Source organism: Solirubrobacter soli DSM 22325 (genome assembly GCF_000423665.1).
GTDB classification, from domain to species: Bacteria; Actinomycetota; Thermoleophilia; order Solirubrobacterales; family Solirubrobacteraceae; genus Solirubrobacter; species Solirubrobacter soli.
Genome location: NZ_AUIK01000023.1, coordinates 71,629 through 92,952, shown reverse-complemented (window position 1 = coordinate 92,952; position 21,324 = coordinate 71,629). Strand labels below are relative to the sequence as shown.

21 protein-coding genes are annotated in these 21,324 nt (G+C 72.6%); 8 read left to right on the top strand and 13 right to left on the bottom strand.

The annotated features are described in order from the left end of the window. The first annotated feature begins 49 nt into the window (after nucleotides 1-49). Nucleotides 50-4,330 (top strand): DEAD/DEAH box helicase, encoded by a 4,281-nt coding sequence (locus G569_RS65995; protein WP_157592121.1) that lies wholly within the window; start codon nucleotides 50-52, stop codon nucleotides 4,328-4,330. A gap of 5 nt (nucleotides 4,331-4,335) precedes the next feature. After that, nucleotides 4,336-5,127, top strand: coding sequence for an SDR family oxidoreductase (locus G569_RS0117985; protein ID WP_028064434.1), 792 nt, complete (start codon nucleotides 4,336-4,338; stop codon nucleotides 5,125-5,127). Here G569_RS0117985 and G569_RS0117980 read toward each other — a convergent pair. Then, a complete protein-coding gene (locus tag G569_RS0117980; RefSeq protein ID WP_037497450.1) occupies nucleotides 5,124-5,714 on the bottom strand; it encodes a LysE family translocator in 591 nt (196 codons plus the stop codon). The genes G569_RS0117985 and G569_RS0117980 overlap by 4 nt on opposite strands. Before the next feature lie 109 nt (nucleotides 5,715-5,823). Here G569_RS0117980 and G569_RS0117975 point away from each other — a divergent pair, with 109 nt between their 5' ends. Next, complete coding sequence (locus G569_RS0117975; protein WP_084285145.1) at nucleotides 5,824-7,698, top strand: M14 family zinc carboxypeptidase; 1,875 nt, start codon at nucleotides 5,824-5,826, stop codon at nucleotides 7,696-7,698. A gap of 39 nt (nucleotides 7,699-7,737) precedes the next feature. Continuing rightward, nucleotides 7,738-8,679, top strand: a complete 942-nt coding sequence (locus G569_RS0117970) for a methyltransferase (protein ID WP_053226558.1) — start codon at nucleotides 7,738-7,740, stop codon at nucleotides 8,677-8,679. On the opposite strand, the gene G569_RS66405 is transcribed toward G569_RS0117970, so the two are convergent. From G569_RS66405 to G569_RS0117915, 11 genes are all read right to left on the bottom strand, one after another. Then, on the bottom strand, nucleotides 8,582-8,824 hold the full coding sequence (locus tag G569_RS66405; protein ID WP_157592120.1) for an SDR family oxidoreductase: 243 nt from the start codon (nucleotides 8,822-8,824) through the stop codon (nucleotides 8,582-8,584). The genes G569_RS0117970 and G569_RS66405 overlap by 98 nt on opposite strands. 224 nt (nucleotides 8,825-9,048) lie before the next feature. Further along, nucleotides 9,049-9,720 carry a biotin--[acetyl-CoA-carboxylase] ligase gene (locus tag G569_RS49475; RefSeq protein ID WP_053226556.1) on the bottom strand — a complete coding sequence of 224 codons (672 nt, stop codon included), beginning with the start codon at nucleotides 9,718-9,720 and terminating at the stop codon, nucleotides 9,049-9,051. Continuing rightward, the gene (gene cobA / locus G569_RS0117955; protein WP_028064429.1) at nucleotides 9,717-11,270 is read right to left on the bottom strand and encodes a uroporphyrinogen-III C-methyltransferase; all 1,554 of its coding nucleotides are present in this window, start codon (nucleotides 11,268-11,270) and stop codon (nucleotides 9,717-9,719) included. The genes G569_RS49475 and cobA overlap by 4 nt, the downstream gene beginning before the upstream one ends. Further along, nucleotides 11,267-12,142 carry a hydroxymethylbilane synthase gene (hemC, locus tag G569_RS49470; RefSeq protein ID WP_064750390.1) on the bottom strand — a complete coding sequence of 292 codons (876 nt, stop codon included), beginning with the start codon at nucleotides 12,140-12,142 and terminating at the stop codon, nucleotides 11,267-11,269. Before hemC ends, cobA begins: the two co-directional genes overlap by 4 nt. Beyond that, nucleotides 12,139-13,416 carry a glutamyl-tRNA reductase gene (gene hemA / locus G569_RS0117945; RefSeq protein WP_028064428.1) on the bottom strand — a complete coding sequence of 426 codons (1,278 nt, stop codon included), beginning with the start codon at nucleotides 13,414-13,416 and terminating at the stop codon, nucleotides 12,139-12,141. The genes hemC and hemA overlap by 4 nt, the downstream gene beginning before the upstream one ends. Then, complete coding sequence (locus tag G569_RS0117940) at nucleotides 13,413-13,601, bottom strand: hypothetical protein (protein WP_028064427.1); 189 nt, start codon at nucleotides 13,599-13,601, stop codon at nucleotides 13,413-13,415. Before G569_RS0117940 ends, hemA begins: the two co-directional genes overlap by 4 nt. Then, complete coding sequence (locus G569_RS49465) at nucleotides 13,601-14,332, bottom strand: cytochrome c biogenesis protein (RefSeq protein WP_028064426.1); 732 nt, start codon at nucleotides 14,330-14,332, stop codon at nucleotides 13,601-13,603. Before G569_RS49465 ends, G569_RS0117940 begins: the two co-directional genes overlap by 1 nt. 4 nt (nucleotides 14,333-14,336) lie before the next feature. Then, entirely contained in the window at nucleotides 14,337-15,011 is a 675-nt protein-coding gene (locus G569_RS0117930; RefSeq protein ID WP_028064425.1) for a heme exporter protein CcmB, read from the bottom strand. After that, nucleotides 15,008-15,670 (bottom strand): ABC transporter ATP-binding protein, encoded by a 663-nt coding sequence (locus G569_RS49460; protein ID WP_037497448.1) that lies wholly within the window; start codon nucleotides 15,668-15,670, stop codon nucleotides 15,008-15,010. Before G569_RS49460 ends, G569_RS0117930 begins: the two co-directional genes overlap by 4 nt. Further along, complete coding sequence (locus G569_RS0117920) at nucleotides 15,648-16,130, bottom strand: MogA/MoaB family molybdenum cofactor biosynthesis protein (RefSeq protein ID WP_245602513.1); 483 nt, start codon at nucleotides 16,128-16,130, stop codon at nucleotides 15,648-15,650. Before G569_RS0117920 ends, G569_RS49460 begins: the two co-directional genes overlap by 23 nt. A 23-nt stretch (nucleotides 16,131-16,153) precedes the next feature. Continuing rightward, a complete protein-coding gene (locus G569_RS0117915) occupies nucleotides 16,154-16,816 on the bottom strand; it encodes a precorrin-2 dehydrogenase/sirohydrochlorin ferrochelatase family protein (protein ID WP_037497446.1) in 663 nt (220 codons plus the stop codon). A gap of 107 nt (nucleotides 16,817-16,923) precedes the next feature. Between G569_RS0117915 and G569_RS58285 the strand changes: the two genes are divergently transcribed. Continuing rightward, nucleotides 16,924-17,733: an oxygenase MpaB family protein gene (locus tag G569_RS58285; RefSeq protein WP_053226552.1), complete on the top strand. Its 810-nt coding sequence runs from the start codon at nucleotides 16,924-16,926 to the stop codon at nucleotides 17,731-17,733. Here G569_RS58285 and G569_RS0117905 read toward each other — a convergent pair whose 3' ends face one another. Then, on the bottom strand, nucleotides 17,734-18,711 hold the full coding sequence (locus tag G569_RS0117905; RefSeq protein ID WP_028064422.1) for an ABC transporter permease: 978 nt from the start codon (nucleotides 18,709-18,711) through the stop codon (nucleotides 17,734-17,736). It abuts the gene before it with no gap. Nucleotides 18,712-18,741: 30 nt separating this feature from the next. Here G569_RS0117905 and G569_RS0117900 point away from each other — a divergent pair, with 30 nt between their 5' ends. The 3 genes from G569_RS0117900 to G569_RS0117890 are packed head-to-tail and all read left to right on the top strand — an operon-like array spanning nucleotide 18,742 to nucleotide 21,310. Then, nucleotides 18,742-19,422: a FadR/GntR family transcriptional regulator gene (locus G569_RS0117900; RefSeq protein ID WP_037497444.1), complete on the top strand. Its 681-nt coding sequence runs from the start codon at nucleotides 18,742-18,744 to the stop codon at nucleotides 19,420-19,422. Between the two features lie 2 nt (nucleotides 19,423-19,424). Next, complete coding sequence (locus G569_RS0117895; RefSeq protein WP_028064420.1) at nucleotides 19,425-20,309, top strand: dihydrodipicolinate synthase family protein; 885 nt, start codon at nucleotides 19,425-19,427, stop codon at nucleotides 20,307-20,309. Further along, on the top strand, nucleotides 20,306-21,310 hold the full coding sequence (locus G569_RS0117890) for a proline racemase family protein (RefSeq protein WP_028064419.1): 1,005 nt from the start codon (nucleotides 20,306-20,308) through the stop codon (nucleotides 21,308-21,310). The genes G569_RS0117895 and G569_RS0117890 overlap by 4 nt, the downstream gene beginning before the upstream one ends. Nucleotides 21,311-21,324: the final 14 nt, after the last annotated feature.

Below are 21,324 nucleotides of genomic sequence, written 5' to 3'. Positions count from 1 at the left end.
CCGCGTCAACCGGCTGCCGCTGCTACCGCCACTTTTCGAGCCGTCTTCTTTGGCTGAGACCACGCCAGTGGCCGACCCGGCCACGCTTCCTTCAATCGAAGAGATCGACCGCGCGTCGGCATTCGCCCGTGAGCCCTTCCTGACCGAAGGGGAGGACGCCGCATCGGCGCTCGCACCGGGCACGCCGCGGCGACGCGCCCTGGACTCCGCGCTCGAGGAGCTCGAGAGCGGCGCCCGGGTCCCGTCCCCCCACTGGCGCCGCCAGTGGTCGCTGCTTTTGGGCCTGGAGCGGTTGCTCTCGCAGGAGGAGCCGCACCTGGTCGACGGGACGGTGCTCTCCGCCCACCAGGTCGACGCGCTCTCCGGCACGCTGACCGCGCTGCTCGCCGACCGGCTCAAGAACGGCGACGGTCCGTCCGCCCCCGTCGCCGAGCCGGTGCTCGACGCCGACGAGCCGCCTCCGCCGCCGGATGACGACGACGAGGACGAGGACGACGACGAGGAAGAGGCGCCCGAGGAGCAGTGGACGCCGGACGAGGCCGAGGCGGAGGACATCGCCGAGGCCCCGGAGGACCCGAACGCGGGCAAGCGCTTCTGGTTCGAGCACGCGACCGGCGCCGGCAAGACCGTCGCCGCGGTCGGCTTCGTCGAGGCGTCGCGCACCGGCGGCATCCTGATCCTCACCCACCGCCGCAACCTGGTCGACCAGTTCCACGGCGAGCTGCGCGACCGCGGGTATGCCAAGCGCATCGCCCCGGCGCTGCTCGGGCACGAGGACACGCCGAACGGTCCCGTCACGGTCGAGACGTACCAGTGGTTCGTCCGCAACGCGGGCAACATCTCCGACGCCTACTCGATCGTCATCTGCGACGAGGCGCACACCGCGCTCGGCGAGAAGACGTCAGCGGCGATCCGCGCCTGGACCGGCCCGGTCTTCGTCGGCATGACGGCCACGGGCGCGCTGATCGCCCGCCACGTCACGGACCTCTTCCCGACCCAGACCTCGCGCTTCGACCTCGCGCAGGCCGCGCGCCGCGGCGTCATCTCGCCGCTGCGCTGCGTCCGCATCCCGCCGGGTCCGGGTGTCCGCACGATCGCCAAGGTGCCGTTGCGCCGCGGCGAGGTGGACACCGAGTTCGACCAGGAGATGCTGGCCCAGCTGCTCGACCAGCTGCCGTTCAACCTGGCGATCGCCGACCTCTACAAGACCCGCTTCAACGGCGTCCCGGGCGTCGTCTACGCCGCGGGCGTCCGGCACGCCTACAACGTCGCGCAGGCGTTCCGCGACGTCGGCATGCGGGCGCAGGCCGTCTCGGGCGAGACGCCCAAGCGCGAGCTGGCGCAGATCCTCGCCCGCTACGAGCGCGGCGACATCGACGTCCTCGTCAACGCCCAGCTGCTGGCCGAGGGCTGGAACTCGCCGCGCGCCACGGTCTGCATGCACCTCGCGCCGACCGCCTCCAAGCGCATCTACCAGCAGCGCGTCGGCCGCGTCACGCGCCGTCAGCTGGGCAAGGAAGCGGGCATCGTCGTCGACTTCGTCCATCCCGCGACCAAGCACGACGACCCGGTCGTCACGCTGCACTCGCTGCTCGACCGCGACGTCTACCGCGGCGGCGCGATCGTCGTCGGCCCGGTCCGCCGCGGCCGTGGCCGCCGTCTGCGCGTCGAGCGCCGCGTCCTGCCGGTCACGGCCGACGAGAACCGGCGGATCGAGGTCTTCGAGCGCGAGCTCTGGCGGATCGCCGTCGAGCACCTGGACTACGGCGAGCAGGTCCAGTGGGCGGCGCTGGCGGGTGCGCGGGTCGCGCCGACCGGCTGGCGCCGGGCGCGGGCGATGCTCCACTTCGACCAGGGCGGCGAGCTCAAGCGCACCTTCCTGATCACCGCGGTCGACCGCAACAAGAACCCGCAGCTGCGTCTGCGCGCGCTGCAGGAGATCGCTTCCGGCCGCGACGCCGAGGCGTTCGACCGGGCGTTGGACTTCGTCGAGTCCTGGCCGCGCGACGACAAGCGCGAGGGCGTCAAGGTCGTCCTGCAGGCGCTGGCCGAGAAGAAGATCGGCCGCCGCGACCAGGCGAACAACTGGATCTGGCGCTGCGCGAACATGACCCGCGAGGTCCACGAGGAGTACGCGGTCCAGCGCTGGCCGGAGACCAAGCGGCTCCTGGGCCTGCTCGTGAACTCTTCCGGCGGGGCCCACGCGCGCAACGCTCGCCGCCTGGTCCATCAGGCGCGGTTGCAGGACCGGCGGCTCTCGGCCGCGTTGCTGGCTGCCGCGATCCCCCACACCGCCGAGGCGGGCGAGGTCATCAACGGCGCCCGTACGCGGATGTCCCGCAAGCCCGCCGCCCTGGCGCGGGAGCTGCTGCGCAACTTCCCGAAGGGCCGTGGCAAGACCAAGCGCCGCCGGCGCCGCAAGGGCGCCGGGGACGCGGCGGCTCCGGACGCCGTGCTGGTGGGCGTCGAGAACGGCGCCGTCCTGGACGACGATCTCGAGCTGGAGCTCGAGGGCACCGAGGACACCGAAGGCGAAGAGGAAACCGAGGCCGCCCCGACGCGCTCGCGCCGGTCGCGCCGACGCCGCGCCGTCGACTCCGACCCGGAGGCGGCACCGTCGTCGTCCCGCCGCGGCCGCGCCCGCAAGCGTCCGGCCGAGCAGGCCGCCGAGGGCGAGACCGAAGACGCGACGCCGAACCCGTCGGCACGTTCCCGCCGCCGCAAGCCGGCCGCGGCCGAGCCGACCGTCGCCGCGAACTCCGAGTCCTCCGAAGCGCCGACCCGTTCGCGCCGCCGCCGCAAGCCCGCCGCGCAGACGCCCGAGGGCGTGGCCGAGGCCACCCCGGCGACCGAGTCCGCGGAACCGACGTCGTCGCGCCGCCGCCGCACGCCCGCGGCGCAGGCCCAGCCGGCCGCGGCCGAACCGGCAGTCGCCGAGACCGCCGACGCTCCGGCCGGTTCGCGCCGTCGTCGCAAGCCGGCCGCCCAGCCCGCCGACGTCGCGCCGGCCGCGTCGCCCGACGCCGGGTCCGCGCCGACCACGTCCCGTCGCCGCAAGCCGGCCGCTCAGCCTGCCGACGTCGCGCCGGTCTCGCCGTCCGACGCCGAGTCCGCGCCGACCACGTCCCGTCGCCGCAAGCCGGCCGCGCAGCCTGCCGACGTCGCGCCGGCCGCGTCGCCCGACGCCGAGGCCGCGCCGACCACGTCCCGTCGCCGCAAGCCGGCCGCTCGGCCCGCCGACGTCGCGCCGGTCTCGCCGTCCGACGCCGAGTCCGCGCCGACCACGTCCCGTCGCCGCAAGCCGGCCGCGCAGCCTGCCGACGTCGCGCCGGCCGCGTCGCCCGACGCCGAGGCCGCGCCGACCACGTCCCGTCGCCGCAAGCCGGCCGCCCAGCCCGCCGGGGCCGTCGCTGAGGCCGCGCAGGCCGCTGAGGCTGCCGCCACCCCGTCGCGTCGTCGCCGCAAGCCCGCCGCGGAGGTCGAGGTCGTCGAGGTCGTCAAGCCGGCCGCGAAGACTCGTGCTCGGCGCAAGCCCGCCGCCGAGGCGTCGCAGCTCACGCTCGACGTCGTGGAGGCGAAGCCCGCTGCCCGCAAGCGGCCGGCCGCGCCGTTGCCGCCGCTGGACGCGCCGGGGATCGCTGTGGTCGAGGCGCCGTCGCGGCGGCGCAAGCCGGCGGCCAAGACGCCGCCGCTCGAGTCGCCCGGCACCGCCGTGCTCGAAGGTCCGACCCGCGCGACGCGCAAGCCGGCCGCGGCCGCGCCCTCGCTCGAGGCGCCCGCGAAGCCCCGCGCCAAGGCCAAGCCGAAGCCGGCGGCCGACGCACTCGCGCCGGGCGTCGCCGCACCGACCGCGAAGGCCAAGCCGAAGGCGAAGCCGCGCGCCACGCGCGCGCTCGACGATCTCGCGCCCGGGATCGTCTCGCCCGCGTCCGCGCCGAAGGCCAAGGCGGCCGCACCCAAGGCGAAGCCCGCGGCCACACCGAAGCCGGCGGCGAAGGCCGCGGCCAAGCCGAAGCCCGCGGCGAAGCCGAAGGCGGCCGCCAAGGCGAAGCCCAGCGCGGCCGCGAAGCCCAAGGCCGCGGCGAAGCCCAAGGCTGCAGCGAAGCCGAAGCCCGCCGCCAAGGCGAAGCCGGCCGCGAAGCCCAAGGCGGCCGCGAAGCCGAAGGCCGCCGCCAAGGCCAAGCCCGCAGCCAAGGCGAAGCCCGCAGCCAAGGCGAAGCCGAAGGCGGCCGCGAAGGCCAAGCCCAAGGCGGCCGCCAAACCGAAGGCCAAGGCGAAGCCGCGCGCGAAGAAGCCGGCCGCCCGCGCCCTCGAGGACGCCGCGGCCTAAGCGCCATGGACCTCGCCGGCAAGGTCGTGGTGATCACCGGCGGCGCGTCCGGGATCGGGCGCGCGCTCGCGTACCGGTTCGCCGACGAGGGCGCGAAGGGGATCGTCGTCGCCGATCTCGACCAGGAGGGCGCGACCGACGTCGCGACCGACCTGGACAACGCGATCGCGATCGGCTGCGACGTCACCGACCCGCGCCACGCCGAGGTCGTGATCTCCGCCGCCGAGCAATCGTTCGGCCCGGTCGACCTGTTCTGCGCCAACGCGGGGGTCGCCGTCGGCCTGAACCTGGCCACGCTTGCCGAGTGGGACCTGGCGTTCAACGTCAACGTGCGCGCCCACATCACCGCCGCGGAGCGCCTGCTGCCCGGCTGGCTGGAGCGCGGCAGCGGCTACTTCCTCACGACGGCGTCGGCCGCGGGCATCGCCAGCCAGATCGGCTCGGCGCCCTACGCGGTCACCAAGCACGCGGCGGTCGCGTTCGCCGAGTGGCTGAGCATCACCTACGGCGCCCGCGGGGTCGGCGTCAGCTGCCTGTGCCCGATGGGCGTCAATACGCCGCTGCTGACCGACGGCCTCGGCGGGACCGACAGCCTCGGGTTCCGCGTCGTCGCGGCGGCCGCGCCCGTGCTCGAGCCCGATGAGGTCGCGCAGGCGGTCGTCGAAGGCATCGCCGGGGAGCGGTTCCTGATCCTGCCGCACCCCGAGGTGCTCGAGTTCTTCCGGCGCAAGGCGGCCGACTACGACCGCTGGCTCGCCGGCATGCGCCGCCTGCAGGCGCGCGTCGACAGCAGCTAGTCCAGCGCGACGCGCACGCCGAGCGCGATCAGCACGCTCCCGGTCACGCGCTCCATCCAGCGACCCGCCCGCGAGGCCATGAAGCCGGCCTTGGCGCGGCTCGCCAGGATCGCCAGCGTCGAGTACCAGACGAAGTCCAGGCAGACGATCATCGCCGCCATCGCCAGCGTGGTCGGGAGCACGTCGCCCCGTGCGCCCACGAACTGCGGGAACAGGGCGACGAAGAAGACCGCGAGCTTGGGGTTCGCGAGCGAGGTGATCAGGCCGTCGCGGAACGCCCGTGCGCGCCGCGGCTCGAGCTCGACCACGGCGGAGCCGGCGCGCCGGAACGACTGGATGCCGAGCCAGACCAGCACCAGCGCGCCTGTCACCTTCAGGGCGATGAACGCGACCTCGGAGGCCGCGACCAGGGCGGAGATCCCCGCGATCGACAGCAGCGCCCATGCGACGACGCCGATCGAGTTGCCCGCGATCGTGCGCAACCCGGCCGTCCAGCCGCCGCGCATCGCGCTGCGGATGACCATCGCGGTGGCCGCTCCCGGGGTGATCGTCACCAGCGCCGCGATCGGCAGGAAGGCCCAGAGCATACGAACGAGGATAAACCTCCACGGCCGGGCGATTGACCCGCCCCCGGCCAATCCATAGGGTCGCCGGTCGGAGGAGGGCAAGTTCCATGTTCAGAGGGGGTCCCCAAGGATGAAGCGCGCAGCAGGAATGCTGGCGGCGGTGGTGATCGGTGCGTGTGCGGTGCCGTCGATCGCGCAGGCCGACCCGATCGTCGATCAGGCCGTCGCCCAGCTCAAAGATCTCGGTATCGGGACGCTCACGGGCATGCCCAGCGGCCGCACCACGTACCGGACGACCGACGAGTTCAACACCGAGCTCGACGCGCTCGCCGTCGCGTACCCGAACCAGGTCGTGGTCAAGGAAGCTCCGTTCAAGAGCGTGCAGGGCCGCACGATCAAGTACGTCGAGATCACGAACAACGCCGCCGCGGTCGGCGACGGCAAGCCCGTGTTCTTCAACATGGGCGGGATCCACGGCAATGAGACGGCCGGTGCCGAGGACAGCCTCGAGTTCGCCTACGACGTCCTGCTGCAGGCGAAGACGAACCCGAAGGTCGCCGCGCTGCTGGACAAGGTCCGCCTGATCGACCTGCCGCTGACCAACCCGGACGGCCACGCCTTCAAGAACGCCGCCGGCAACGCGTCCCCGCGCCGCGCGAGCTGCGGCCCGGTCACGCTGATCGTCCCGCCCGCGACGTGCTCGCCCTCCGGCGTCGACCTCAACCGCAACTATCCGTTCGGCTGGGGCTCGAACATCGGCGTCTCGCTGACGCAGCGCGGCAGCGGCCCGGGCTCCGAGCCCGAGGTCAAGAACACGATGGACATCGTGCTCAAGAACCAGGTCGTGACGCTGGTCACGCAGCACACGAACTCGCGCGCGGTCTTCTACCCGGGCCTCGAGGTCTTCGCCGGCCAGACGCCGGACCTCAACAACGGCTACCGCGACCTCGCCGTGGCCATGGGCAAGGCGACCAACGACGGCTACACCAACGTCCGCGACTCCGCGCACGACTACGAGACCTCCGGCGAGACCGTCGACTGGTCCTACTACGCGACCCGCGGCATCGCCAACACGCTCGAGCTCGTCGGCTCCGGCGCCGGCTGCCCGCAGGCGCTGCCGCCGTACCAGCAGTGCACGACGCCCGATTACACCGGCACCGCCGGCCCGAACTCGACCGCCGCGCAGACCGCTCGCTTCCAGGGTCACCCGGTCCGCGACGCGATCTGGCTGAACCTGGTCTACGCGTCGATCGCCGGCGCGCACTCGCAGATCACCGGCACCGCCGTCCCGGGCGCGACGCTGAAGATCACGAAGGACTTCAACCTCTACACCGCGCCCGTGCAGATCGGCAACACCCAAGGCGGCGGTGCCAATCCCAACCCCGGCCCGTCGACGCCGCCGCAGGCGATCCCGACCCACATCGAGTCCTCGCTGAAGGTCCCCGCGACCGGCGCGTTCAAGTGGGACGTCAACCCGTCCGTGCGTCCCGTCCCGGCCTACGAGGCCGACGGCGTGCACGCCGGCCCGCGCGGCTTCTACGCCGAGAGCTACACGCTGACCTGCACCGCCGCCGACGGCACGCTGCTCGGCACGACCAAGGTCATGGTCGACAAGGGCGATGTCGCCAACGTCTCGCCGTGCGTCAACGCCGGCGTCGGCGGCTCCGTTCCGGCCACCCTGGCGCTCACGGTCGGCCAGAACGCGAGCTTCGGCGCCTTCACGCCGGGCGTCGACAAGGACTACACGGCGTCCACGGCCGCCAACGTCATCTCCACCGCCGGCGACGCGGCCCTCTCGGTCTCGGACCCCGGCCACCTGACGAACGGGACGTTCTCGCTCCCGTCCGCGCTGCAGGTCTCGTTCTCGAAGTCGGCCTGGACCGCCCCGGCGTCCAACGACCCGGTGACGATCACCTTCAAGCAGCACATCAGCGCGACCGACGCCCTGCGCACCGGCGCGTACTCGAAGACGCTGACGTTCACGCTGTCGACGACCACCCCGTAGATTGACCGCATAGAACCGCAATGGCAGCTCCTCCGCTTGTTGGACGGCTACGTCGTGACGCAGCTGCTCTACGTCGCGGAGGAGCTGGGTGTGGCGCGGGTCCTCGCAGAGGGCCCGCGCACCGGCGCCGAGCTGGCTGAGGCCGTCGGCGCCGATCCCGCGGCACTCACCCGCGTGCTGCGCGGCCTCGCGATCGAGGGCGTCGTCTCCGAACACGACGGACGGTTCGCGCTCACGCCGATCGGCGAGCAGCTGGAACCGCTCGCGGGCATGGCACGCGGCCGCGGTCAGGTCTACTACTCGGCCGCCGGCGGCCTACTGGATGCCGTTCGCGAGGGCGGGGTCGCCTTCGAGCGCGTCAACGGCACGTCGTTCTTCGCCCACCTCGACGGTGCGCCGGCCGATGACGCGGCCTTCGCCGCCTCGATGGCCGGCCGCGCCGAGACCGAGGCGAGCGCGGTCGTGGATGCGTACGACTTCGGCGCGTTCGAGACGCTGATCGACGTCGGCGGCGGGCGGGGCATCCTGCTGCGGGCGATCCTCGACCGCTGGCCGCTGCGCGCGACCCTCGTCGACCGTGCGGACACGGTCGCGACAGCGCGCGAGTCCCTCGGTGACCGCGCGACGTGCGTCGCGGGGGACTTCTTCGACCGCGTCCCGGCGGGCGCGGACGCCTATCTGCTCTCGCGCATCCTGCACGACTGGGACGACGAGCCCGCGCGGCGCATCCTCACGGTGATCCGCGAGGCGCTGCCGTCGCACGGGCGTGTGCTCGTCGTCGACGCGATCGTCCCGGAGCGGGCGAGCGACCTCCCGTTCGCGATCCGCATGGACCTGCACATGCTGCTCCTGTTCGGCACCCGCGAACGCAGCGAGGCCGAGTTCAGCGCCCTGTTGGCCGCAGCCGGCCTGAACGTGACGCGGATCGTCCCGACCGGCTCGCCCGCCGGCCTGAGCGTGATCGAAGCCACAAGGCCTTGAGTATCCCGCCGTCGACCACCCACTCGGCGCCGGTCGTGCTCGCCGAGCGGGGGGACGCGAGCAGCGCGACCGCGTCGGCGATCTCCTGGGGCGTGACGAACCGCCCGGTCGTGAGCTGCATCTGCGCCGGGGCGAGCGTCGCCACGACGCTGTCGGCGTCCGATCCCGTCCAGCCCGCGACGGTGCGGGCGGCGGACCGCCGACGTGGTCGACGTCGAGGTCAGGCGCGGTACGCGAGGCCTCACGACCGTCATCCCTTCGGCGGCCAGCGTGCTCCCGATCGCGAGGCCGATGCCCTTGGAGGCACCGGAGACGACGGCCACACGGCCGTGCAGTTCGAGGTCCTTGCCCTCCCAACGGAGGGCGGCGTCAGGTTGTGAGGGTGACTTCGCCGGCGTTGAGCGTCGTCGTCGTCCCGTCGTCGCGGCGGACGATGAGGGCGCCGCCGTCGTCGATGCCCGCGCCTTCGCCGTGTCCGCCGTCCCATTGCACGGCGCGGCCGAGGAGCGCGTCGCGTGCGCGCAACTCGGCGAGCGTCGCGTCCTTGCCCGCGGTCAGACGATGCCCGAGGCGCTCCAGCAACTCGCTCAGCGTCGACTCGATCTCCGACGGGTCGCGGCCGAGCGTGCCCGCGATCGCCGCCACGTCGGGCGGGAGCGTGGCCGGGTCGAGCGCGACGTTGACACCGATGCCGAGCACCGCCCAGTCGTCGCGCGCCTCGACGAGGATTCCCGCCACCTTTTTGCCGTCGATCCAGACGTCATTGGGCCACTTGACCAGCGACCCCGGGCCGGCGACGTCGGCCACCGCGAGGCCGGCGCGGAGCGGGAGCAGTTCGTCGAAGTCGCGCAGGACCAGCGAAGCCGCGATCGCGACCCCGGCGGGCGTCTCCCACGTGCGCCCCTGACGGCCGCGACCCGCGGTCTGCTCGTCCGCTGTGACCAAGGTGCCGTGCGCGGCGCCCTCCTCGGCCAGCTCGCGCGCGCGCTGGTTGGTCGACCCGATCGTCTCGTGGTGCTCGCGGGGTTCTCCGAGGCTCATGCCGCAGACGTTACGGCGTCCGCGAGCAGCGCGGCCACCAGACCGTCCGGCGTGTGGGGATCGGCCTCGATGTCCGGCTCCCAGCCGAGCCCGCGCAGCTCGGCGCTCGTCGCCGGCCCGATCGATACGAGCCGTGGTCCGTCCAGCGAACCACCCGCCGCGGCGAAGAACCGCGCGCTCGACCCGGACGTGAAGAGCAGGTAGTCCGCGCCCTCCGCCGCCTTGCGCGTCGCGTCGTCCAGCGGCTCCGGGACGGTCTCGTAGAGGGCGAGGACGTCGACCTGCGAGCCGCGCTCGCGCAACGCCTCGATCAGCGTGTCGCGGCCCTCGGCCGCGCGGGCGACGAGGACGCGGGGGAACGCGGGCGCGGCGTCGCGCGGAGCGGCCGCGGCGGGGTCGGAAGAAGTGGCCGCGGCGGGGTCGGGAAGGGCGGCCGCGGCGGCGGTGTCGGGCGCGTCGCCGCGCGCGGCCGCGTGGGCGTCGAGCGCCTCAACGAGCCCCTCGGCGACGGCCCGCGCCGGCACGATGTCGGCCTCGATCCCGCGGGCCCGCAAGGCGCGCGCGGTGCCGGGGCCGATCGCGGCCACCGTCACGCCGGCGAGATCGCGGGCGTCGCGCAGGTGCCGGAACAACTCGTCGGCGCCCGTCGGCGACGTCACGCACAGCAGGTCGTACGAGCCGACGTCGGGGAGGTCGACCGGCAAGGCCTGCGTGCGGATCGCGGGCGCTTCGACGACCGAGGCGCCGAGCGCGCGCAGCCGCCCCGCCAAGGCAGAGGCCTGCGCCCGCGCCCGCGTGACCGCGACCGTGCGGCCGTGCAAGGGGCGCGTCTCGAGCCAGGCGATCTGCTCGCGCAGCGCCGCGACGTCGCCGACGAGCGTGATCGCCGGGGCGCGGATGCCCTCGACCGAGCCGATCTCGGCCAGCGTCGAGAGCACGGTCTTCTGGCCCTCCAGCGTCCCGCGCTCGACGACCGCGACCGGCTGCGAAGCCGGGCGCCCACCGGCGATCAGCTGAGAGGCGATCCGCGGGAGCGCCTTCACGCCCATGTAGAAGACCAATGTTCCGGGGAACGCGGCCAAAGCGGGCCAGTCGAGCGCCGTCTCGGGCTTGGACAGGTTCTCGTGGCCGGTGACGAACGCGACCCCCGACGCCAGCTCGCGGTGCGTGACCGGAATCCCGGCGTACGCCGGCGCGGCGATCCCCGCGGTCACGCCCGGCACCACCTCGTACGGGATGCCCGCCTCGCGCAGGACGAGCGCCTCCTCGCCGCCGCGGCCGAACACGAACGGGTCGCCGCCCTTCAAGCGCACGACGCTCCGGCCGCCGGTCCCGTACTCGACGAGCAACCGGTCGATCTCCTCCTGCGGCATCTGCGGCCCGCCGCCCTGCTTGCCGACGTAGACGAGCTCCGCGCTCACCCCGTCCAGGACACCCGGCGGGATCAGCCGGTCGTACAAGATGACGTCGGCGGCGTCGATCAGCTCGCGCGCCCGCACCGTCAGCAGGCCGGGATCGCCCGGCCCCGCACCGACGAGGTAGACCGTCACGACGACCGCCGCAACATAAAGGGGTCAGGCCCCTTTAGGTTTGCGAGGAGGTCGGCGGCGCCGGCGTCCAGCAGGCGCTTCGCGAGGCCCTCGGCGGTGGACGCGGTCTCGAAGAGGTACTCGGAGCCGTCCGGCAGTCCGACGAACGCGCGGACTCCGTCGCGCGAAGCGAGGACGCCGATCGGCGTGTGGCAGCTGGCCTCGAGCTCGCGCGCCACGTGGCGCTCGGCGTCCAGCGCCGCGTGCGTGGCGGCGTGGTCGGCGCGCAGCGCCTCCGAGGCGGCGGCCGAGCCCGCCCGCGCCTGGATCGCGATCACGCCCTGGCCCGGAGCGGGCACGAAGACGCCGTCGAACAGCAGCGCGCCCGCCTCACGGCGCCGTCCCAACCGCTCCAGCCCCGCCGCGGCCAGCACCAACACATCCACCTCGCCCGCCACCCGCTTGGCCAGCCGCGTGTCGACGTTCCCGCGCAGCTCCGTGACCTCGAGGTCCGGCCGGACGGCGAGCAGCTGCGCGCGGCGGCGCAACGCGCTCGTCCCGACCCGCGCGCCCTCGCGCACCGAATCCAGCCCGGCCTCGCCGACCAGCACGTCGAACGGCTCCGCGCGCCGCGGCGTCGCGGCGATCACGGTGCCCGGGGCGAGCTCGCCCGGGACGTCCTTGGCCGAATGGATCGCGAGGTCGATCTCGCCGCCCAGCAGCGCCGCCTCCAGCGCCCCCACCCAGCGGGACTTGTCGCCGCGCGCGCGGTCGACGTCGCCCGCGGTCGTGATCCGCACGATCTCGACATCGCCGCCGAGCAGCCGCGCGACCTCACCCGCCTGAGCCAGCGCCAACGCGCTGCCTCGGGTTCCGAGACGGAGAACGCTCACCCGTGGAGCCGGCGGACTTCGGCGGCTTCGTCGGCGTCGGCCGCAGCCGCCTCTTCGAGGCCGAACAGCTCCCGCAGCAGCGAGAGCCGCGCGTGGCGGTCCGTCGCGTCCAGGTCGCGCACCCGGGCGGTCGGCTCGTGCAGGAGCCGCTTGACCACGGCGCGCGCCATCGCCTCGACCCGCGCGGCGTCACGCTCCGACAGCGACTCCCAGCGAGAGGCGTTCTCCGCGAGCAGCCCGTCGACGATCGCGTCCCCGCGCTCGCGCAGGGCGGTCAGCGTCGGGAGGACCTCCAACCGGCCGAGCCAGCCCGCGAACGCCTGGATCTCGTCCTCGACGATCGCCTCGGCCTGCACCGCCTCGGCCCGCCGGACGCCCAGATGCCCGCGCACCTGCGCCTGCAGCGCGTCCATGTCCAGAAGCGTCACGCCGTCCAACGCGCCGCACGCGTGATCGATATCGCGCGGCACGGCCAGGTCGATCATCAGCAGCGGCCGCCCGCCGCGCTCCTCCATCACGAACGCCAGCTCCTCGGGGCCGATGATCGCGTGCGGCGACGCGGTCGAGGAGACGACGACGTCCGCGCGCAGCAGCTCGTCCGGCAGCGCGTCGAACGAGCCCGACGACCCGCCGAACCGCTGCGCCAGCGCGATCGCCCGGTCGCGGCGCCGGTTGGCCACGAACATCGTCGTGACCCCGTGGAAGTGGAAGGCGTTCGCGACGGCCTCGGAGTTCTCGCCCGCCCCGACGATCAAGACGTGCCGTGCGGCGAGCTCACCCACGAGCGCCCGCGCGGACTCGACCGCCACCGAAGCGACCGACGCGTTCCCCGACGAGATCGACGTCTCCGTCCGCACCCGCTTGCCCGTGGCCAGCGCCGCGCGGAACAGCTTGTTCGTCATCGGCCCGGTCGTGTGCGCGGCCAGCGCCCGCTCGTAGGCCCGCTTGACCTGACCCTGGATCTCCGCCTCGCCCACGACCATCGAGTCCAGGCCGGAGACCACGCGGTACAGGTGCCGGGCGGCGTCGCAGTTGCGCTCGGAGTACAGCGCGACGTCGGCCGGCAGCGCGGCCCGCGCGATCTCGGGATCCTCGCCCACGACGTAGAGCTCGGTCCGGTTGCAGGTCGACAAGACCACCGCCTCGGTGATCCCCGGCCGCGCCATCAGCTCGCGCAGGAACGGCTCGACCTGCCCGTCGAGCAGCGCCAGCCGCTCGCGCACGGCCAGCGGCGCGGTCTTGTGCGACGCCCCGAGGACGAGCAGCTCGCTCAAGAAGCGACCGGCTCCCGATCGTCTTCGGTCCGCCGCTCGAGCAGCTCGGTGACCTCTTGCAGATCCTTCTCGATGCGCGACAGCCTGCCCGCCATGATCGCGACGTAGATGAGGATCAGGGCCAGGAACACCAGGTAGGCGGCCGCGACGTACTTGCCGGCCTCGTCGAGGGGGAGCGCGGGCATCAGAGCGTGGGCGCCGCAGAACGGCGCGGGTTGCCGACCCAGACCTCGTCCTCGCCCGCGAGCTTGCGCTTGAGCGCCCGCAGCTTGAACGTCGTGCTCTTGGACGCGAGCTCGTACTTCCAGAGCGTCACGAACAGCAGCGCCATCCCGATCAGCGAGACCAGGAACGTCAGCCGCATCGAGCCGGGCATCGAGCCGCCGGTCGTCGAGAGCACGCGCGGGTGCACGAGCGACTGCGCCATCCGCACCGCCATGAAGTTCAACGGCACGAACGCGCCCGCGATGACCGAGAAGACCGCGGCGTAGCGCGCCTGGCGCTCGGGATCCTCGATCGAGAACCGCAGCGGCTGGTAGCAGGCGTACAGCAGGAAGACGATCAGGAAGCTCACCAGCGTCGGCTCGTCCCACGTCCACCAGACGCCCCAGGAGGCCTTGGCCCAGATCGACCCGGTGACCAGCGCCCCGACGGCGAGGATCAGCGACAGGTGGATCGCGACGTAGGAGCGCAGGTCGTGCATCCGATCGCCGGTTCGCAGGTAGCGGATCCCGTAGATCCCGCCCGCCACGAAGCCGAACAGGGCGACGATCGCCAGCGGCACGTGCAGGTAGAAGATCTTCTGGATGAAGCCCTGGTCCGCGTCGTTGGGCGCGTAGAAGAACACGAGAGCGAACGCGCCGACCAGCAGCGCGACGGTGAGGAGCGAGAGGGTCTTCAGACCCCGGCCGAACACAGCGTCATTCCTCCAGCAGGAAGTCGAAGATCGCGTAGGCGAGCAGCCCGAAGACCAGATCATAGAGACCGAGGACGCCCAGCCAACGCGCCTCCACCGCCCCGGCGCCTCCGGCGGTGAGCAGCGGCTCGCACGCCCGCGCCCCCGCGATCACCAGGGGGACGGAGAGGGGAAGTGCCAGCAAAGGGACCAGAAGGTCGCGGGCGCGGGTCTGGATCGCGAGCCCGGCGACCAGCGTGCCGATCACCGCGATCCCCACGTCGGCCAGCGCCAGCACGAGGATCAGCGAGGGCAGTCCGGGCCACGGCGAAGGGCCCAGCAGGAGGATCGCGAAGGCGGCGATGACGAACACCTCGACCAGCGCCAGGAACACGAACAGCACTGTCGCCTTGGCCACGAACATCGCGGTGCGGTCGACCGGCGCCAGCAGGAAGCCGTCGAACCCGCCCTCCTCGCGCTCGGCCACGAACAGCCGGTTGATCCCGAGGATCGCCGCGAACAGCAGCGTCACCCACAAGATCCCGGCCGCCAGACCGCCGCTGACCTCCGTCTGGTCCAGCGCGAAGTGGAAGAGCACGAACGTGCTCAAAGAGAAGAGCACCATCGCCGGCACCGACTCGCGGCTGCGCAGCTCGAGCTGCAGGTCCTTGCGGATCAACGCTCCGACGGCGCGCCTCATGCGTACAGCGCCCGCACGTCGGCCGGCGACACGTCGCGCTCGCAGAACGCCACCCGCCCGCCCCTCAGACCGAGGACGAGGTCCGCCTGCGCGAGCCCGTGCTCGACGTCGTGGGAGATCAGCACCCGCGTCCCGTCGCCGATCAGCGCCGCGACCAGTTCCGCCGCGCCCGGGTCGAGACCCGCGAGCGGCTCGTCGAGCAGGAGCAGCTTCGGCGAGTGCAGCAGCGCGCGGCAGACCGCCGTGCGCTGGAGCATCCCGCGGGAGAACGTGTGCACCGGGTCGTCCGCGCGCACCTTCAGCCCCACCGCGTCCAGCAGCTCGTCCACGCGGGCGAACGCGACGTCGTGCAGGCGGGCGTGGAAGCGCAGGTTCTCGCGGGCGGTCAGGTCGCGGTAGAGCAGCGGCTCGTGGCCGAGGAAGCCGATCTGGCCGCGCACCGCCCAGCCCTCCTTCGGCAGCTCGCGCCCGAAGACCCGCGCCACACCCCGGTGGGGCCGCAGCAGCGTGGCCAGGATCCGCAGCAGCGTCGTCTTGCCCGCTCCGTTGGAGCCGAAGACCGCCAGCGTCTCGCCCTCCTCGACGTTCAGGGTGACCCCGGCGAGCGCGACCCGCTCGCCGTACGCCCGCCCGACGTCAGCCAGTTCGATCGCTCTCATGGTGCGACGAGTCCCCGCTGAGGGTCCGCACCACGTGCTTGAGCGTCGGCGCGAGCACCGGGAAGAGCTGATCGATCGACTTCGGCGAGCCCGGGAAGTTGACGATCAGCGTGCGGTCGGCGATGCCCGACACGCCGCGGGTGAGGATGCCGAGCGGCGTGTGCTTGAGGCCCTCGGCGCGCATCGCCTCCGCGAAGCCGGGCGCGTCGCGCTCGATCACGGCGCGGGTCGCCTCGGGCGTGATGTCGTTCGGGGTGAAGCCTGTGCCGCCGGTCGTGAAGACCAGGTCGATGTTCTCACCGACGAAGTGACGGAGCCGGTCCTCGATCAGCGCGAAGTCGTCGGGAACGACCTCCATCGCCGCGATCTCGCAGCCGGCGTCCTCGGCGGCGGCGGCCAGCTTGGGGCCTGAGAGGTCCTCGTTCTCGCGGCGCGAGACGGACGTGGAGACGGTGAGGATCGCGGCGCGGATGGCGTGAGAGCCTACGCGGTGGCCGGTTCGTGTGCCCGCTGGGCAGCGGCGATCAAGGCGCGCACCGCAGCCTCGTCACCCGCGCGCAGCAGCTGGACCGGATCGGGGTCGCCGTTGACGATCCCCTCGAAGAAGGCCTTTCGGTCCTGGTAGGTGGGCAGCGTGCCCTTCGCCCACCCGCGGACCTCGTTGAGCAGCACGGCGAGCCGCGCGTAGGGCTCCCCGAACTCCTGCGCGATCTGCGCCTTGATCCGCTTGGCCAGCGCGGGCGAGGCGCCGGCGGTCGAGATCGCGATCGCGAGCGGGCCGGTGCGCACGATCGCCGGCAGGATGAAATTGCACAGCGGCGGGACGTCCACCACGTTGACGAGCATCGCGCGGCGCTCCGCGTCCTCGTAGACGGCGATGTTCACGTCGGTGTCGTTGGTCGCGGCGATCGCGATGAACGTCGCCTCGAGGTCACCGGTCGCGTACTCGCGGCGAATCCACTCGATCGAGCCCTCGGACGCCAACTTCTCGAGCTCCGGCTCGGCCTCGGGCGCGATCAAGACGACCTTGCCGTCGCACGCCAGCAGGCCCTCGACCTTCTCGAGGCCGATCTCGCCTCCGCCCACGACGACGCAGCGCCGCCCCGTGAGCTTGAGGCACGCGATGTAAAACGGTGTGTCCAGCATGTCGCGCACGCAGGTCTGGTCGCAGATCCCGCGCCGGTACTGGCAGACACACTCTTTCCCTGCATAGGCCTGAGCCGGCATATCCCCTATCACCGTACTAACAGCAGATGGAGCACTACTTCGACGATCACTCGCTTCTACGGCAGGTCGTGGGTCATCGGCTCACCGGGCTGAGCGGTCCGCGTGCCCTGCTGGTGATGGCCGCGCACCCGGTTGCCTTCGCCGGCTTCTTCGCCCACACCGGCGCGCTGGACGATCCGTACGCGCGTCTGCGCCGCACCGCGACCGTGCTCGACGCGATCGCGTTCGACACCAAGGCGCACGCCGACCGGCTGACGGCGCGGGTGCGAGCGATGCACCGGACGGTCTCGGGCGAGCTGGCCGAGGCCGCCGGCCCGTTCGCGGCGGGGACGCCCTACCGCGCCGACGACCCCAAGCTCCTGCTGTGGATCCTCGCCGCGCTGGCCGAGTCGGCGATGCTCGTCTACGGCCGCTATGTGCGATCGCTCTCACACGACGAGCTGGACTCGCTGTGGGCCGACTACCGCGTCGTCGGGCGGCAGTTCGGCCTGCGCGAGGGCGACATGCCGCGCGACATCGACGACTTCCGCGACTACATGCACGACATGTACTCCGGCGGGGAGCTGTACGTCACGCCGGCGGCGCGCGAGCTCGCGATCGACATCGTCATGAGCCCGCCCGTCCCGCTGCGCCATCGGCCGCTGGTCGAACTGGTCAACCAGATCACGATCGGCTGGCTGCCCGGCGACGTCCGGCGCCAGTACGGGTTCCGGTGGGATCCGGTGCGTGCGGTCGCGCTGCGCGGCGGGGCGCTCTACGTCAAGCGCGCGACCGGGCTCTTGGGTCGAGCCGGGATCGAGTTGCGCCAGCCGGGCCGCTCGCCCGCGCCCGCCTGATCAGCCGCGCACGCGCGGATCGAGCAGGTAGTGGACCACGTCCACGAGCGCGTTGGCGACGACGATCAGCACCACGCCCTCGAGTACCAGGGCCTGCAGGACGGCGATGTCCGCCGGGTCGTGGACCGCGTTGTTGATCACGCGGAAGAGCCCGGGGATGCCGTAGACGACCTCGATCACCGCGACGTTGATCAGCATCGTCGAGACGTTCACGCCGGTCATCGCGGCGATCGCGGGCCCCGCGACGGGGAGGGCGTGGTGGTTGATGACGCGGCGCTCGGGGACGCCCTTGGCGCGGGCGGTGCGGATGAAGTCCTCCTGCAGGTCGTCGCGCAGCGAGGCCTCGGTGATGCGCAGGAGCAAGGCCGCCAGCGGGAAGGCGATCAGCAGCCATGGGACCCACATCGCCTGCAGGAACTGGATCGGGTCCTGCTGCACGGGCACGTATTGGCCCTGGCCGGAGATGAACGGGAGGCGGATGAACTCGCTGACGTTCGAGGAGAAGTAGAAGATCACCAGCAGCGCCTGGAAGAACACGGGCGCGGCGAGCTGGAACGCGGTCGCGACGTGCAGGACGCGCGCGCGCCGCGTCCCTGGGTGGGTGGCGCAGAAGCGCCCGCCGGCGACGCCGATCAGCAGGCCCAGGAACGCGCCGACCGTCAGCAGGAGGACGTCCACCTGCACGCGGTCGACGAGCAGGTGCGCGACCGAGCCGGGGCTGTAGGACGCACACAACGGACCACCCGGGTGCAGGCTGTCCGGCTTACCGCAGCGGCGGCCGTCGGTGTCGCCGAGGTCGAAGTGCACGAACACGTCGCGCATGTAGCCCGGGGTGGAACTGACCGCGCTCGCGAACGACTCGTCGCCGGTGGTGGAGACCAGGAAGACGTGACCGATCGCCACCGCGACCAGCACAGTTCCAACCAGCACCCCCACCCGGCGCAAAGCTGCCACGTACTTGTCATAGCCGATCGTCATGTGGTACTGTCACCAGACCAGTTGATCGCTATGACGTCCTCTGATCGAACCACTTTCCGCCTGCTTCAGCGCTACGAGCAGATCGCCGAGCGCTTGGCGGACGACATCCGCTCGGGTGTGCTCGCGCCGGGTGAGCGTCTGCCGTCCGAGCGCGAGCTCGCGCGCACACTCGAGGTGAGCCGCGCCTCGGTGCGTGAGGCGCTGGCCTCGCTGGCGCTGCAGGGCGTGGTCGAGACCCGCCACGGCGCGGGGACGTTCGTCGTCGGGCTCCCGCCGTCGGAGCCGCCGCACGACGCGTCGCCGTCAGCGGTGTTGGAGGCCCGGTTGGCGCTGGAGCCCGCGGTCGCCCGGTTGGCCGCGGCCCGCGCGCAGGCCGATGATCTCGCGGAGAAGCTGATGGCCGCGATGGAGGTCGAGCCGGTGGACATCGCCATCTGGAACGCCTCCGACCGCCTCTTCCACCGCCAGCTCGCGGCCATGACCGGCAACCCGGTCCTGCTCGCGTTCGCCGATCACGTCGCGTCGCTGATGGATGAGCCGCTCTGGCAGCGGCTGCGTGACGACTCGATCGCTCAGCCCGGCCGGACCCGCATCCACGTCGCCGAGCACCGCATGATCTACGAGGCGATCGTCGCGGGCGACGCCGAGGCCGCTTCCTTCTACTCCGTCCAGCACATCAACCGCGTCCGCGCCTACATGGAGCTGTCATAGCCATGGCCTTCGAAGGCATCATCCCCGCCGTCACCACCCCGTTCACCGCCGCCGATGAGGTCGACGTCCCGGCGCTGAAGGAGAACGTCGAGAAGCTGATCGAGGCCGGCGTGCACGGCTTCGTCGCCACCGGCACGATGGGCGAGGCCGGCTCCCTGACACGCGCCGAGCGCGCGCTGGTGGTCCGTTCGGTGGTCGAGGCCGCCGCGGGGCGCGTGCCGGTCACGGTCGGCGTGTCCTCGGGGTCCGCCCGTCAGTCGCTCGAGTACGCGCTCGACGGCAAGGCCGCGGGCGCGCAGTACGTGATGTCGCTGCCGCCGCTCGGCTACCGCGCCGACGACGACGAGGTCGTGGCCTTCTATGCCGAGTTGGCCACGTGCGGCCTGCCGGTCATGGCCTACAACAACCCCGAGGCCTCGGGCGTCGACCTGCCGGCGTCGCTGATCGCGCGCATCTACGAGTCGGTGGACGGCGTGATCGCGATCAAGGAGTGCTCGGGCGACACGCGCCGGATCCCCGCCCTGCTGCACCTCGAGGGCGATCTCGAAGTGGTCGTGGGTGGCGACGACTGGGCGCTCGAGGGCCTGGCCGCCGGCGCGATCGGCTGGATCACCGGCGTGGGGGTGCTCGCCCCGGTCGAGTGCGTCGAGCTGTTCGACTCGATCCAGGCCGGCGATCTGCCGACGGCCCGCGCCGTGTACCGTCGTCTGCTGCCCGTGGCCCGCTTCGACATGACCTCCAAGCTCGTCCAGTACTTCAAGGCCGCCCAGGACGCCGTCGGCTTCACCGGCGGCCCGACGCGCGCGCCGCGCCTGCCGCTCAAGGCCGACGAGATCGCCGCGCTGGAGGACGCGCTCGCGATTCTGCGCGAGCCGGCGGTGGCGTGAGGGCTCGCCGCTACTTCACCGCCGTCGACTCCCACACGGAGGGGATGCCGACCCGCGTCGTGACCGGCGGTTTCGGCCCCGTGCCCGGCGCCACGATGCTCGAGCGCAAGCTGCACTTCGAGGCGCACATGGACGACCTCCGGCTCCTGCTGATGCGCGAGCCCCGCGGCCACGGCGCGATGTCGGGGGCGATCCTGCAGCCCCCGACCCGCGACGACGCCGACTGGGGCGTGCTCTTCATCGAGGTCAGCGGGCTGCTGCCGATGTGCGGGCACGGCACGATCGGCGTCGCGACGGTGCTCGTCGAGACCGGGATGGTCGAGGTGACCGAGCCCGAGACCGTGATCCGGCTCGACGTCCCCGCCGGTCTGGTCGAGGCGCGCGTGGCGGTCGAGAACGGGCGGGCGACCGCCGTCACGATCCGCAACGTCCCGTCGTTCCTGCACACCCGCGACCAGATCGTCGACGTCCCCGGCCTCGGGGTCGTGAAGTACGACATGGCCTTCGGCGGCAACTTCTACGCGCTCACGCCGGCCGCCGACGCGGGCCTGGTCGTCGACCCGGCCAACAACGCCGCGCTGATCGAGAAGGGCCTGGCGGTGATGGCGGCGATCAACGCGGCCGACCGCCCCGTCCACCCGGGCGACCCGCGGATCAACGGCTGCCACCACGTCGTCTTCTACGAACCGGGCCGCGACGGCGCCGACGCCGTCGCCGCGACCTCGATCCACCCGGGCTGGCTCGACCGCTCCCCGTGCGGCACGGGGACCTCCGCCCGGATGGCGCAGTTGCACGCGCGAGGCGAGTTGGCTCTGGACACGCCCTTCGTCAACCAGTCCGTCATCGGCACCCGCTTCACGGGGCGCCTGGTGGAGGAGACGTCCGTCGCCGGCGTCCCGGCCGTCGTGCCGACGATCACCGGCCGCGCGTGGGTGACGGGGATGAGCCAGTACCTGCTGGACGACTCCGACCCGTTCCCGGCGGGTTTCGCTCTGTCTTAGTCCGCCCTTGTTGG